Source organism: Thalassotalea profundi, assembly GCF_014653195.1.
GTDB classification, from domain to species: Bacteria; Pseudomonadota; Gammaproteobacteria; order Enterobacterales; family Alteromonadaceae; genus Thalassotalea_B; species Thalassotalea_B profundi.
Map to the genome: position 1 here is coordinate 42,587 of NZ_BNAH01000006.1, position 14,121 is coordinate 56,707.

Here is a 14,121-nt window from a genome sequence, read left to right on the forward strand (position 1 = left end):
TTTACGATAAAATAACGGTTTTATCGCCATTGATACAAATACGTTGTTCGGCATGCATTTTCACCGCATGGCTTAATGCCGTAGCTTCTAAATCATGCCCTAAGTGCACCATATGCTCTATCGTAAAGGTATGATTAATTGGTTTGACTTCTTGTACGATAATTGGCCCTTCATCTAAATCAGAAGTGACATAATGTGCAGTAGCGCCAATTACTTTAACACCTCTTGAATGTGCTTGATGGTAGGGTCGAGCACCTTTAAAACTAGGTAAAAATGAGTGATGGATATTAATCGCTTTGCCTTTGAGTTTTTGACAAAGATCATCTGACAATATCTGCATATAACGTGCTAATACTAATAAGTCAGTGTTTGTTTTCTCAATTACGGCTAACAATTGCGCTTCTTGTTCCGGCTTATTGTCTTTATTAATTGGCAGGTGATAGAAGTCGACGCCATGCCACTGAGCAAGTGCTTGGCAATCGGTATGGTTAGAAATAATCGCAACAATATTTACTGGTAATGCGCCTGACTTCCATTTCGTTAATAAAGACACTAAACAATGATCATATTTAGAAACCGCAATGGCAATATTAGGGTAATCATCACGTTCCCGTAATTGAAAATTCATATTTAATGCTTTAGCTAGCTCTTCAACTGCGACTCTTACCTCTTCAATGGGTACAGTTAAACTACGATCATCAAAGGCTACGCGAGAAAAAAAAGTTTCACTATAAGGATCACTATATTGCGAAGTTTCGGTAATAAAAGCGCCATGTTCATATAAACTTTGTGAGACTTGTGCGAGCACACCTGAGGTATCAGGACATTGCCATGTTAAAATATAGTGATGATTCGGTATTGGGTGCATTTTATTAACTAACCAGTAATTAGAGTGAGTATTGCGATAAAAGCTATTTTGCCAGTATATATACAATACTCACTAGCTTTTATTTCTATGAGATATGCTATTCGTTTCTATACATTTTTTTACTAAAAAATTTCAACCTTTGCCACGAGTTATTAACCACGTATTGCTAATTTATTTTTAAGATAAAACTGTTCCACTTTTTCACGTGCCCAAGGGGTTTTACGTAAAAAGGTCAAGCTTGATTTAATACTTGGATTATCACTAAAACATTTCATTTTAAATTCTTGTGCTAAGCGTTCAAAGCCAAAGTGCTCTACAAGCTCTGTCACTATAACTTTTAAGGTTAAACCGTGTAACGGATTAAAAGGTTGATTGTCCACAGTAATGATCACTTTTATCTATTGTGTTATTAATAATAAATAGTATATCAGTTCAACTATTAATAATGACAGAAACTATCAATTGCAGATCACAAGTCATTTAAATAATTAACAAACTCATCAACTAATAGACTTTTTTGATAGTACTGAGATTGGACGATTGAAAGTTGTCGATTTAAATTTAATGGGGTAGGTAACTCTACAAATAAACCTAATTCTATTTCTTGTTTAATCGCTAAGGCTGATAATACACCAAGCCCTAAATTAGCGCGAACCGCCTCTTTAATTGCTTCTTGGCGTGATAAGTTTAAACAATGGTCAACAATGCCGCCTTGCTGTTGCATCGCATTTACAAATACCGCCCGTGTACCTGAGCCTTGCTCTCTCAATATCCATCGTTGTTCTGACATGGTCTTTATCGATAATGACTTTTCCTTTATCAAAGGATTATCTGGCATACAAAATACAATTAATTGATCTTGTCGCCAAGGGTATATAGATAAATGTTGATGAGTAATTGGTGCTTCAATAAGCCCAATATGGGCTTGTCCTTCTGCTAAGCGAGTTATGACATCATCAGAATTTCCAATAACAAGTGTAGGTGAAACTTTAGGATGTAATTTTACAAACTGAGCCAGTATTTTGGGTAGTAGATATGAGCCTGTTGTCACACTTGCCGCTACATTTAGATGACCTTGCAATTCGTTACTTAGCGGTTGTTGAAGCTGTGTTTGCAACTCCAGCATTTGTATGGCTTTTGGCAAAATTTCCCGACCATGATCATTTAATATTAGACGTCGCCCAAAACGATTAAACACTTGATACCCTAAATTATTTTCGAACTCTTTTAATGATTGGCTTGCTGCTGATTGAGTTAAGCACAATTCGTCGGCTGCGTTACTAATACGTGTTAAACGTGCTGTAGATACAAAAATAGCCAATTGTTTAAGGGTAATATTCATGAAATACGTGACAAAGAATCAATCTATATTAAAAATATTAATATAACACATAAAAAACATCTGTTTTATTTATTTAAAATAACGTTATATATTATATAAAAAATGAATATAGGTTTGTCTATCTTGAAGTTATTGATAGTAATCGCTTACTTAAAATGTTGGTACAAATGAGTTATTCGGAAAATAGATATCAAGATACACTCAAAGGTATTTTGCTCGTTGCTCTACTTTCAGTGATTGCAACGGTGATTGCAATGTTCAAAATTTTTCAAGAGCTGGCTATCAGCCCTTTAATTATTGGTATTGTAATCGGGATTATATACGCAAATACTTTACGTCATAAATTTCCTATCGCGTGGCAAGTCGGCATTAGTTTTTCAACCAAAACAATATTGCGTGCAGGTATTGTTTTTTATGGTTTTCGTTTGACTTTTCAGAATATTGCCGAGGTTGGCTTATCTGGTGTATTAATGAGTTTATCTATTGTTGTTCTAACATTTTTATTGGGCTATTGGGTGGGCACAAAGCTTTTAAAAATGGATAGAGATACGACTATTTTGATTAGTGCAGGCAGCTCGATTTGTGGCGCTGCGGCAGTTTTAGCAACCGAACCCGTAATAAAAGCTGAATCATATAAAACCAGTATTGCGGTGGCGACTGTTGTGATATTTGGCACTATAGCTATGTTTTTATACCCCTTTATTTATTCTGTTATCGGTGAAAGCGAGCTACTAAAGTTGTCTGAGCAAGCGATGGGAATATATCTTGGCGGAACTTTACATGAAGTAGCTCACGTTGTGGGCGCAGGACATGCTATTAATAATAATGTAGCGGATAGTGCCGTTATTGTGAAAATGTTAAGGGTGATGCTACTTGCACCATTTTTATTAATACTTTGTTATTGGCTTAAAGACAAACTCAGAAAGAACACCCCAGATATTGCAAATACTGATAAAGCACCAATTATGGTCCCTTGGTTTGCAATTGGCTTTATTGCCGTCGTGGCTTTTAATTCCTTAAACGTTTTACCCCAGCAAACTATTACTATTATCAACCATGCAGATACGTTTATTTTAACGATGGCGATGACAGCTTTAGGTATGGATACTTGTTTAAGTAAATTTGAAGGTATTGGCTTAAAACCAATTTATTTGGCAAGTGCTCTATTTACTTGGTTATTTGTGGGGGGATATTTATTAACTCAAGCTATTACCCAGATAATCTAAACTCAATTCATTTAAACACATGTTGTATTTAGCCCTATCAGCATGATAAATTATACAAGTTGTATATACAATTTAGGAAGCCTATGTCTGACGTTTACACTCTTATAAAGGGTACAGTACCTTTACTGATTAGTATGCCGCATAACGGCCAGTTAATTCCTGCCGATATAGCAAAAAATATGACTAACAAAGCTAAAGCAGTTCATGATACTGATTGGTATAAAGACAAGTTATATGACTTTGCTAAGTCATTAGGTGCCTACATTTTGATTCCTAATTATAGCCGCTATGTTATTGACCTTAATCGAGACCCTAATGGAGTTGATTTATACCCTGGGGCTAATTCAACAGAATTATGTCCAACAACTGCTTTCGATCTTTCGCCTTTATATATTGAAGGTAAAACACCTAGTCAAAGTGAAATAACGAAAAGAATAGGCCAATATTGGCAACCTTATCATGACGCTATTCAAACGACATTAGCAGAAATAAAACAACAACATTCACGTGCCGTATTACTTGAAGCGCATTCTATTTTATCGAAAGTACCGCGTTTTTTTGAAGGCCAACTTCCTGATTTTAATTTTGGTACCGCAAGTGGTAAAAGTTGCTCGGAGCAGTTATTAACACACATTACTGAGCTTGATTTTTCACCTTATACAATGGTCACCAACGGTCGCTTTAAAGGCGGCTATATTACCCGTGCTTATGGCGATCCAGCCAATGATATTCATGCTGTTCAGTTAGAGCTTTCACAACGTACATATTTAGATGAAAACAACTTTGAATATCTTGACGACATGGCTAATCAAGTAAAGCCCAAACTAAAAAATTTAGTTCAATTATTAATTTCCTACGCACAAACCAAAGAATAGTAACTTTATGAAAATATTTGCAGAGCGCATCCTTCTTGCCGATGGCTGGAAAAGTAAGCAAACACTCACTGTCGAAAATGGCATAATAAAAGCAATCACTTGCGGAAAGGAAATTAATGCTGAATGTGTAGGCACAGTAATACCGGGGATGGTAAATTGCCATTCCCATGCATTTCAGCGAGCATTTGCGGGCTTTAGTGAGCAAGGTAGCGAAGGACAAGACAGCTTTTGGACGTGGCGCAATGTAATGTATCAATTTTTGGCAACATTAACGCCTGAAGATGCTAAAATTATTGCTACTCAGCTTTATATTGAAATGCTAAAGTCTGGCTATACTCGCGTTGCAGAATTTCATTACTTACACCATGATATTGATGGTAGCCATTATGAAAGCTTGGCCACTATGGCTGAAGCTATTTTTGCAGCCAGTGAGCAGTCAGGCATTGGGTTAACCTTATTACCTGTGCTATATCAATATAGTGGTTTTGGTCAACTATCGCCAAACGATGGACAAAAACGTTTCATTAATCATATTGATACATTTAATACCTTGGTTAGCGACTGCTATCAATTAACTCAAAAGTTTAGTAATACGAATATTGGTATTGCTCCCCATTCTTTACGAGCGGTTGATAAAGCCTCTCTTAATAGTGCCGTAGAACATGTTCGAAGTTTAGACAGTAAAGCGCCAATCCATATTCATATTGCTGAACAACAAAAAGAAGTAGATGATTGCTTAACACATTATCATCAGCGTCCAGTACAATGGTTATTGAACAATTGTAAATTAGACCAACACTGGTGTTTGATTCATGCTACGCATATAAATGCTCAAGAATGTAGTGATATTATTGTAAGTAAAGCGATTGCCGGAATTTGCCCAACAACCGAGGCAAACTTAGGTGATGGTGTTTTTCCTACCACCGAGTTTTTAGCCGAAGGGGGCACTGTAGCTATCGGCTCCGATAGTCATATATCAGTTAACCCAGTTGAGGAGTTACGCTGGTTAGAGTATGCACAACGCTTAGTTAAACAACAAAGAGCATTACTTGCTACATCACAGCAACCATCAGTTGGACAATATTTATGGACTCATACCGCAAAATATGGGGCTCAAAGTACGAATAGCAATACAGGTGAATTAGCCGTTGGTAAACAAGCTGATTTGATAGTGCTTGATGAAAGTAAGCTCGCGATGTTTGCAGCTAAAGATAAGCACGTACTTGATAGCTTAATATTTGCTACACAAAATAACGTAATCAAAGATGTGATGGTCAATGGAAAATGGTGTATTCTTGATGGTCAACACCCATTTGAACAAGAAGCTAACGAAGCATTTACTGAATTATTAAATAGAGTAAGTTAGCTTTTGCTCATTAACTATTCTTACTCAACAATTTAATATCACCAAGTTAATTAGCTCGCTGATATTTTTTAAAATAATGACTGGTATTTACCTATTGCTTTACACACCAATGTTTGATTCGCCTGATGAAATTTAGGCGTTCTTTTCGGCGCGTTTGTTGAACAATATTCTTTGTGAAAAGCGATGACAACCTTACGATTTGAGGTTATTTCTTTTAAGAATTCTAACTCTTCAGGACCAAACTGATTAAAATTAGGCTTTAAGTCATTATAAATTTTATCTGACTTTAACCTAACCTTAGTGTCAGTTGCATCAGAAAACTCACCTAAAACAAATGCCTTTTGCTCTTCAAACCATGCTTCAAGCTTGGGTTGCGGATAAAAATGCAAAAAAATTGCTGCTGCAACGATTAAGATCAATAAATTTTTCATAGTCTACGGTATAATGATGCTGTTTTTATAGAATAATCAATTTTATACAAACAATGAATGCTTTTAAGTAAAATTTTTTTACACAGCTAAGATTTAAAGTAGCAATTGTTATATGCGTGGCGGCGCATTCTAGGATTTACGGTGAAATCAGAAGATAAAAAATCAAGTGTTGGCATACAAATACCCGTTAAAAATATTAAAATTCATCAGCCTAAGCAAGATGAAAACTACAAGCCACGCGATCAAATTTATGTAAGGAAAGTAAAAGGGTTTTTCCAACAATTTCGTCAAAAAATGAATTTTGTTTTTTTAGCCGTATTTGCCGTACTCCCTTGGTTACAGTATAACGGACACCAAGCTATTTTATTTGATATTGCTGAACAGCGTTTTACCTTATGGGGGTTAACCTTATGGCCACAAGACCTTACCTTATTAGCATGGCTGTTTATTCTTAGTGCGTTTTTATTGTTTTTTGTAACAACTTTTTTAGGTCGGGTTTGGTGTGGTTACCTTTGCCCACAAACAGTCTGGACCTTTATTTTTATATGGTTTGAAGAAAAAATTGAGGGCACAGCTAATCAGCGAAAAGCCTTAGATAACCAAAAACTTAATTTTAATAAGTTTTGGCGAAAAGCCCTTAAACATTTTTGCTGGTTATTATTTTCTATTATTACTTCACTAACCTTTGCTGGTTATTTTGTGCCTGTTGAACAAGTTTTTATTGATTTTTTCACGTTTAATATGTCCTTAGGTCTTGCTGCTGTTGTATGGTTTTTTGCTTTTTGTACCTACGGAAATGCCGGTTGGATGCGTGAAATTATGTGTTTACACATGTGTCCTTATGCTCGTTTTCAATCTGCAATGTTTGACAAAGACACCTTAACCGTTACTTATGATTACAACAGAGGCGAGAATCGAGGGCCACGCTCAAGAAAACAAGATCCCAAAAAACTTGAACTAGGCGACTGTATTGATTGTAATTTATGTGTTCATGTTTGCCCTACAGGAATAGATATTCGTAATGGTTTACAATATGAATGTATTAACTGTGGTGCTTGCGTTGATGCGTGTGATGGTGTCATGGATAGAATGAATTACGACCGTGGCTTAATTCGCTATACAACAGAACACGAATTAGAAGGAAAAAAAGTCCATTTCATTCGCCCAAAACTCATTGGTTATGCATTAGTATTAACGATAATGACCGTATTATTAGTGATGGAAATAGTTAATAGAAAACCTGTATCCATCGATATTATTCGCGATAGAACGGAACTTGCAAAAGAAAACTTTAATGGTGAAATCGAAAATGTTTACACCCTAAAAATTCTTAATAAATCTCAAACTGATAATCGCTATCGCCTGTCAGTAAAAGGCATTAATAATCCCGTATGGAATGGTGAACAAGAAGTTACGGTAAAAGCCGCTAGTGTTTTTACCTTACCAATGAGCCTAACCGTTGATCCTTTTGAATTAGACGGTTATATGACAGACATAACCTTTGTTATTGAGCTAGTTTCAGATGAAGATGAGGTGGTAGTAGAACATGAAAGCCGCTTCTTTAATAAACGCTAATGTCGGTTTTTGATTTTAGTTCGCTAACACCTGATTGTATTCTTGACGGTATTGAAACAACAGGTACTACGGTAGACAGTGGCTTATTGGCCCTAAATAGCTATGAAAACCGTGTCTACCAATTTAGTGATTACGATGGTGTAAAATATGTCACTAAGTTTTACCGACCTCAGCGTTGGAGTGAAGCTCAAATTCGTGAGGAGCATAACTTTGCTTTCGAATTACTTGAGCATGAACTTCCGATTGTTGCGCCACTAAAGATAGATAATGAATCCTTGTTTGAACATGAAGGCTACCATTTTGCCCTTTTCCCTTGCCGTGGTGGTCGTATTTTTGAAGTCGACAATCTCGACCAATTAGAATGGATGGGACGGTTTATTGGGCGTATACATGCCATTTCAGCTAAAAAATCATTTAACGAAAGGCTTTCATTTAGTAGCCAAGAGTTCTTATTCGATGCACAGCAAACCATACGGGATTCAGGCTTTGTTCCACAGTCATTAGCCTTACCTTTTTTTACGATTCTAGAGCAAGTGATTGCACTAGCAAGTGAACAGTTTATTCCAAGTAATAATATTCGTTTACATGGTGATTGCCATGCGGGAAATATCCTATGGCGAGACGAAGGTCCACACTTTGTAGATTTAGATGATTGTAGAATGGGCCCCGCGATTCAAGATCTATGGATGATGCTGTCTGGTAACCGTCAACAACAACTACTTCAACTTGATACAATGTTAATGGGATATGAAGAGTTCTATTCATTTGACACAAAACAACTTGCCTTAATTGAATCTTTACGTAGTATGCGGGTAGTTAACTATATGGCCTGGTTGAGTAAACGTTGGCAAGACCCTGCATTTCCACATAATTTTCCATGGTTTAATACCGAAAAATATTGGGAGCAGCAAATACTTATGCTAAAAGAACAATTCTCCGCGTTACAACAACCGTCATTAACACTGATACCTTAATGTTAAAGCTTTAACGCTTCTTGCTATTGAAACAGGAAATTTTATGAAAAATTTAATCGCACTTTTAGTGATGTCAACGCTATTACTAGTGAGTGGCTGTAATGAACCATTAAACGCCAAGCCCCATGAAACTCATGAAGGACATAACTCCCATAAAACAGCTCAATCATTAAAGCCTACCTCAGATAAGGTAAGCTCAACAACGTCTTATCAAGAAGGTGTTCACTATGTAAAAGTTGAAGGTATAGTCTCAGAAAAAGATGAAGTGAGAGAGTATTTTTCTTTTTATTGCCCTCACTGTTATCAGTTTGAAGGCTTTATTGATATTTTGAAAAAAGAGCTACCAAAAGATATTGCCTTAGAAAAAAATCACGTTGATTTCTTAAGAATGGCCTCACAAAAAATGCAGCAGTTATTAACGCAAGCCTTAGTTGTAGGGCAAGAGTTAAATATGGAAGCAGAAGCTTCAGCTGCTATTTTTAAATATATCCATGTTTCTAATGCAACCCCAACTTCAATGAAGGATATACGTAACATTTTTATCCTAATAGGTGTTGATGCTGATAAATTTGATGCGTTAATTAACAGTGAAAACGTTATTGCAAAAGCAAAAACAATGAAAGCTAATCAGGATGCATTAGCTAAAACGGAAGGAATTACAGGCGTTCCAGCCGTTATTGTTAATGGTAAATATCGTATTGTAAACAGCGGACTTGATAAAGAAAACTTTAAAGAAGATTACTTAAATTTAGTCAGTTATTTAGTTAGCCTTAAGTAAATATTGGCAAGTAAAGCAAATAAGGCGCGCAGTACAGCGCCTTTTTTATGCCTTCTTATTCATTATGTTTAATTTGCCCGAACGATATAAGTAGCCAGTCAACCCCGCCGCAACTAACAATAAACAGATACTGATCACTATTTGTTGTTTACTGCCCACATTTATCCCCGATCCTAACATTGAAAATACTATCATTTGTGGAATAAAACCCAGCATACTACCCGATAGATAAGGAAATAAAGGAGCTTTTGCTGTTCCAGCTAACACATTGGTTAAAAAGTTTGAGCCTGCTGGTATCAGACGAATAATAAATGCTTTAATCAACACATCATGTGTAAAAAAAGCACTAAAATTACTCAATTGTTTAGGAAAACGCTTACTTAGGCTTCGATGGAAGATAAAGCGCGCTGCAACAAAAGTGAATAAACACGCGATACTTGCTGCTAACGTCGCAAATAAAGTGCCATAGCCAGTTCCTAAAAGGTATCCGGAGCTAAATGCTGCTACTTGGCGTGGTAAGCCAATACTCATCATTAACGTTAACAAAGCAAACCACAAGTAGTAATCACCTAGGCTATCAGGACGGAACTCTTCAATAAAAAGATTAATTAAGGCTTGGTCAGCAATAATGTAAAACAAAAATGGTAATAGTATTACCGCTATCCCCAAAAAAATAAGAGATAGAGAATTTTTAAAACGAGTATTCAACACAAACTATTCATTTTGTAGATTTGCCAATATTTTTGCTTTCGCACTAATAAACTCGTCTTCAGTTAAAAAGCCTTTTGCTTTTAAGTTTGCTAATTTATTTAACGCTTCAATAAGTTGTGTATCAATATTACTACTATCAGTATTTTGCGTTTTTTTGTTTATTACCTTTGTTTCTTTATTCGATGGAACCGTTTGGATATTTTTTGTATTTTTATCTGAATCTAGTTTAACTTTATTGTTACTTTCGTGGTCTACATTAAGATATTCAGTACCCTCTACCTTCGCTGTTGACTCAGGTATATTCACTGTCGGTTTATTTACACTTGGTTGAGTTTTTACTATTTTGGGTTGTACTATTTCAACAATACGTTTTCCTGTTTTATCAGGGGATAATTGAGCTGAAATGAACCAGCACCACTCTTTGATTTCATCTGTAATTTGGCCAAATTTAGCTTTAGTTAATCGTTGATTACCTTCGCGAAAATATAAGAATACGCTATAAACCGTCCCTTTATCATCAGTAAGGTTCACTGCTAATTTTCGTGTTCTGTCGTCTACCATTTTGATGCGTTTTTCATCAATAAACTTGTTTTCAAGCATTTGTTCAAGTTGTTCATTAAAACCAGAAACATCAGCCTCTATTGACAATAATACCTCATCATTGAGTAATACATCGCTACGAACAATACTACTAACATCAAGAGTTAACGCCGCATCTTGTTGATGGCGATGAAATAGTGAAAGTTGCTTATTATCAGCCGATAATTCAAATCGAGCATAATTTCTATGTAAAAGGCTTTTCACTGTTTGTTGGCTTTTTTTACTTTTAGCAAACCAAGCTATTATTATTCCAAAAACTACAACGACCCAAAAAATATAGCTGCTAATAGAGCTGTCATTGGCTTGATTTTCAGGTTCATTAAACAAGTATTCATCAGCCGTTGTCTCGCCTTTAGGGGTATTATTTACAAGCTGTTGAATTACATGGTGAGCCCTTGAAAAAATGAGTAATTCATCATTCTCGTCGGTGAGTATTGAGATCTGATCATTTGGTGCTAAGTCATTTCCTGAAAATACATTTATCACGGATTTTTGAAATGGAGGCGAAGTATCAATTGATTGTAATTGCCAATAACCATCATTTTGACTCATAAACAGCACTTTATTTCTTGAGGCTTTAAATTCTCGACCTCGATAGAAAACTAAAGAGTCTTCTGCTAATTGAGACGCTCCTCTAAGCAAAGTGTGTTCCGGCTCAGTGTTGCTTAAAATATCTCCATAATTTACTAAGCTTAATAACACTTGTTGGTTAAATCTATGCGCTAAAATTAGTTGCTGATCATTGTTTTTTTGCCAAACAAACTGCATAAGTTGCTGTATACCAATGATCAACAATTCATCCGGAACATCAGCTTGATTAATAAACGGATTGTTGTTAGGAGTGGTGTAACTACGTAAACCAAATTTCTCTGGATTAATGCGTAATATCGCTCCTGAATACAAAGGGCTCTCTCTTAACGTTTCATCATAAGCTAATGCAATATACATATGCGAAAAGTTATCATGCCAAGACTTTATATAAGGATTGAATCGCATTTCAATTACTGAGTTTTCAGGGCTATTGATACCAATACGTAAAATTTCTCTTTGGCTATCGGGATCTACTTTAAGAGAATTAGCTTCATTTAATTTCCATTCAACGATAACCGCTTCATAAGGAAAACTGTGCTCTAAGTTTTTATCTTTAATTCTTAACGTGCGAATGCTTTGGTCGGCCAATTCAACGTGCGCAGTATAAAAGGTGTTATAACCTTTTTGTTGATTAAAGGAGAAATTAGGGTGTAATACAACAGCGCTTAGTTTGACAAATTCTAGGTAATAATTGGGGATGTTCAATATTGGCGTTTTCACTACCTTTTGATCATCAATTAAGTGAAACTTCCCTGTGGTATTAGCGATATAATATTGTTGATTGTTTTTAGGGTTAACACTGGGTTTATGCCAAAAAACATCCTCCTTATAGGTATCTCCTAAATCGATTAATGCCGTTAAATTAATATTATTAGCTACTGCTTGCGGTAAATATAGAGCAAATAACAATAAGCTAAACATGTAACTTAGAAAGTCTTGTGATGATTTATTATTTTTTATTATCAACCGATTAAGTCCCTTTTTTAAGTTATAAATCGCTTTATTTCTTTTGTAGTAAGACCTGTTTAGCCTCTAAAAACTGTGATTTTTCTTCATTATTAAGGTAGCTCAATTTTCCGTCAACTATTATTTCATCGCCAAGTTTAGCATGTTCTTTGATATAAGCAGCTTGAGTACCCCATATATGTAAAGGACGAGAAACTTCTAGGCTTCTAAGCTCATTAGTTACTGGTGAAAAGGCATAATAATTGATTGTTAACGTTAATTCCGCTAATTGCTTATTAGACTCGGTTGTAACCAAACGAATTTCACTGCTAATTGCGCCGCTACATTGCAACTGGTTTATCGAATGTGTATAGCCTTTAGGATAAGTATGCGCATACGTCGCATGAATTATTTCGCGTTTGGATTTTTTACTATTAACTAAATGTCCTTGGATAAAAACAATATCTCCTTTTTGAGCATGCAATAATGAACGCTCTACAACGTCACCAATCATTTTTACTGTATGATAACTCGTCCATTGTTTCATCTGATTACTTGCTTTATCAAGCCATTGGCTATGCGTGGCGACAACAAACTCAGCAACAGCAATTACCGGGTTAGCTTGATAACGAATTTCTGGTTTCGTTACTAAATTTCCCAGTAAAGTGATTGTGCATAAATGATTTTGAGGAATTGTTTTATTCATAACTTAGTTAAATAGACAATAAGGTGACTAATTTAAAAGATGCACGCTAGGTAAACAAGTAGTTATTTAATAAACTCTTGAGGCTTTAGTTGTAATCGCTCATACCTGATCAGATAGAGAATTAAGCGTAAGCAAAGAATTGTCAGGTTTTTATACACATTATAATACTTGCCAATGTAAACAGACGAACATGGTTTCTCATTGTTTTAAATATGTAGGTGAGGTTATATTTTGTGTACTATCAAAATCGAATAAAACTCTGTCTTACTCTAGTTCTATACTGAAACACCTATAAACTACAATCATCTTAATAAAGGACATGTAAATCATTGAGTTGGCAATATGATTAGTGTCAGATATTTTTACATTCTTTAAGCATGCCAGTAATCATTATATTTTAAGTCCTTGGAATTAAATGGATTTTTAATTTGGCATTTTTTTTGTATATTTGTTCGGTAATTAATTTAACTACTCTTTCTACTAGAGGGTTGGAAAGAGAATAAAAGGGTCATTAAATGAAATTTAAAATTATAAAATCTGTTTTTGCCAGTTTAATTCTATCAATTAGTTGTTTATCTCAATTTGCGTATGCCGGTTTAATAACTTCAGATGATGTATATAACGATGGCTCTTTAGAGTGGTTACATTTTAATTTTACGGTTGGTTTGTCATCTACAGCCTCATTAAATACATATGAAGATGAAGGATTTAGATTTGCAACAGCTGATGAAGCAACCACCCTAGTCAATGACTGGTTTGGATTGAACTTGGATGCAGGAAATACAAATGTGAGTAGTCCTGCTTTTTCTGATTTAATAGACAGTTGGAATGAAGAGTTCACAATAAATTACACAACAGTTGGCAGTTACGGCTTAGTGGCAAATTATGGATTATTTGGCGCAAGACGCGACAACAATTTCATATTTAGTAATTATTATCCTGCAGTTTATGGTGCTGGTGGGGATGTTTCTCCTATTGGAGCATCATATATGTTAGTGAGGGATGTTAACAAAGATGTTAATGTAAATGTGCCAGAGCCTTCAACACTTGCTATTTTTGCATTAGGAATAATTGGATTAGCGTCACGTAGGTTTAAACAACAATCTTAAGTTAATGCCTTGAACTAAAGCTAA

14 protein-coding genes are annotated in these 14,121 nt (G+C 35.3%); 7 read left to right on the forward strand and 7 right to left on the reverse strand.

The window, feature by feature from the left end:
- Nucleotide 1: 1 nt before the first annotated feature.
- The 3 genes from purU to IE155_RS08760 all read right to left on the reverse strand — a co-directional run bounded on the left by purU (nucleotide 2) and on the right by IE155_RS08760 (nucleotide 2,210).
- Nucleotides 2-868: a formyltetrahydrofolate deformylase gene (purU, locus tag IE155_RS08750; RefSeq protein WP_189377872.1), complete on the reverse strand. Its 867-nt coding sequence runs from the start codon at nucleotides 866-868 to the stop codon at nucleotides 2-4.
- Between the two features lie 152 nt (nucleotides 869-1,020).
- Complete coding sequence (locus IE155_RS08755) at nucleotides 1,021-1,248, reverse strand: VF530 family protein (RefSeq protein ID WP_189377873.1); 228 nt, start codon at nucleotides 1,246-1,248, stop codon at nucleotides 1,021-1,023.
- Nucleotides 1,249-1,337: 89 nt separating this feature from the next.
- Nucleotides 1,338-2,210, reverse strand: a complete 873-nt coding sequence (locus IE155_RS08760) for a LysR substrate-binding domain-containing protein (RefSeq protein WP_189377874.1) — start codon at nucleotides 2,208-2,210, stop codon at nucleotides 1,338-1,340.
- Between the two features lie 167 nt (nucleotides 2,211-2,377).
- Between IE155_RS08760 and IE155_RS08765 the strand changes: the two genes are divergently transcribed.
- From IE155_RS08765 to IE155_RS08775, 3 genes are all read left to right on the forward strand, one after another.
- Complete coding sequence (locus IE155_RS08765; RefSeq protein WP_189377875.1) at nucleotides 2,378-3,436, forward strand: YeiH family protein; 1,059 nt, start codon at nucleotides 2,378-2,380, stop codon at nucleotides 3,434-3,436.
- Nucleotides 3,437-3,519: 83 nt separating this feature from the next.
- Nucleotides 3,520-4,311 (forward strand): N-formylglutamate deformylase, encoded by a 792-nt coding sequence (gene hutG / locus IE155_RS08770; RefSeq protein ID WP_189377876.1) that lies wholly within the window; start codon nucleotides 3,520-3,522, stop codon nucleotides 4,309-4,311.
- A 7-nt stretch (nucleotides 4,312-4,318) separates the two neighbouring features.
- The gene (locus IE155_RS08775; RefSeq protein WP_189377877.1) at nucleotides 4,319-5,677 is read left to right on the forward strand and encodes a formimidoylglutamate deiminase; all 1,359 of its coding nucleotides are present in this window, start codon (nucleotides 4,319-4,321) and stop codon (nucleotides 5,675-5,677) included.
- A gap of 68 nt (nucleotides 5,678-5,745) precedes the next feature.
- On the opposite strand, the gene IE155_RS08780 is transcribed toward IE155_RS08775, so the two are convergent.
- Nucleotides 5,746-6,108, reverse strand: a complete 363-nt coding sequence (locus IE155_RS08780; protein WP_189377878.1) for a hypothetical protein — start codon at nucleotides 6,106-6,108, stop codon at nucleotides 5,746-5,748.
- Between the two features lie 141 nt (nucleotides 6,109-6,249).
- Here IE155_RS08780 and ccoG point away from each other — a divergent pair, with 141 nt between their 5' ends.
- Genes ccoG through IE155_RS08795 form a run of 3 tightly spaced genes read left to right on the forward strand, consistent with a single transcriptional unit; the run spans nucleotide 6,250 to nucleotide 9,435 of the window.
- Nucleotides 6,250-7,683 carry a cytochrome c oxidase accessory protein CcoG gene (gene ccoG, locus IE155_RS08785; RefSeq protein ID WP_189377879.1) on the forward strand — a complete coding sequence of 478 codons (1,434 nt, stop codon included), beginning with the start codon at nucleotides 6,250-6,252 and terminating at the stop codon, nucleotides 7,681-7,683.
- Complete coding sequence (locus IE155_RS08790) at nucleotides 7,683-8,657, forward strand: serine/threonine protein kinase (RefSeq protein ID WP_189377880.1); 975 nt, start codon at nucleotides 7,683-7,685, stop codon at nucleotides 8,655-8,657. The genes ccoG and IE155_RS08790 overlap by 1 nt, the downstream gene beginning before the upstream one ends.
- Before the next feature lie 43 nt (nucleotides 8,658-8,700).
- Entirely contained in the window at nucleotides 8,701-9,435 is a 735-nt protein-coding gene (locus tag IE155_RS08795) for a thiol:disulfide interchange protein DsbA/DsbL (protein ID WP_189377881.1), read from the forward strand.
- A 45-nt stretch (nucleotides 9,436-9,480) separates the two neighbouring features.
- On the opposite strand, the gene IE155_RS08800 is transcribed toward IE155_RS08795, so the two are convergent.
- The 3 genes from IE155_RS08800 to IE155_RS08810 are packed head-to-tail and all read right to left on the reverse strand — an operon-like array spanning nucleotide 9,481 to nucleotide 12,988.
- Nucleotides 9,481-10,146, reverse strand: a complete 666-nt coding sequence (locus IE155_RS08800) for a TVP38/TMEM64 family protein (RefSeq protein WP_189377882.1) — start codon at nucleotides 10,144-10,146, stop codon at nucleotides 9,481-9,483.
- Nucleotides 10,147-10,149: 3 nt separating this feature from the next.
- On the reverse strand, nucleotides 10,150-12,303 hold the full coding sequence (locus IE155_RS08805; protein WP_189377883.1) for an SHOCT domain-containing protein: 2,154 nt from the start codon (nucleotides 12,301-12,303) through the stop codon (nucleotides 10,150-10,152).
- 34 nt (nucleotides 12,304-12,337) lie between these two features.
- On the reverse strand, nucleotides 12,338-12,988 hold the full coding sequence (locus IE155_RS08810) for a single-stranded DNA-binding protein (protein WP_189377884.1): 651 nt from the start codon (nucleotides 12,986-12,988) through the stop codon (nucleotides 12,338-12,340).
- A gap of 515 nt (nucleotides 12,989-13,503) precedes the next feature.
- Here IE155_RS08810 and IE155_RS17950 point away from each other — a divergent pair.
- Nucleotides 13,504-14,097 carry a PEP-CTERM sorting domain-containing protein gene (locus IE155_RS17950; protein ID WP_229817165.1) on the forward strand — a complete coding sequence of 198 codons (594 nt, stop codon included), beginning with the start codon at nucleotides 13,504-13,506 and terminating at the stop codon, nucleotides 14,095-14,097.
- The last annotated feature ends 24 nt before the right edge of the window (nucleotides 14,098-14,121 follow it).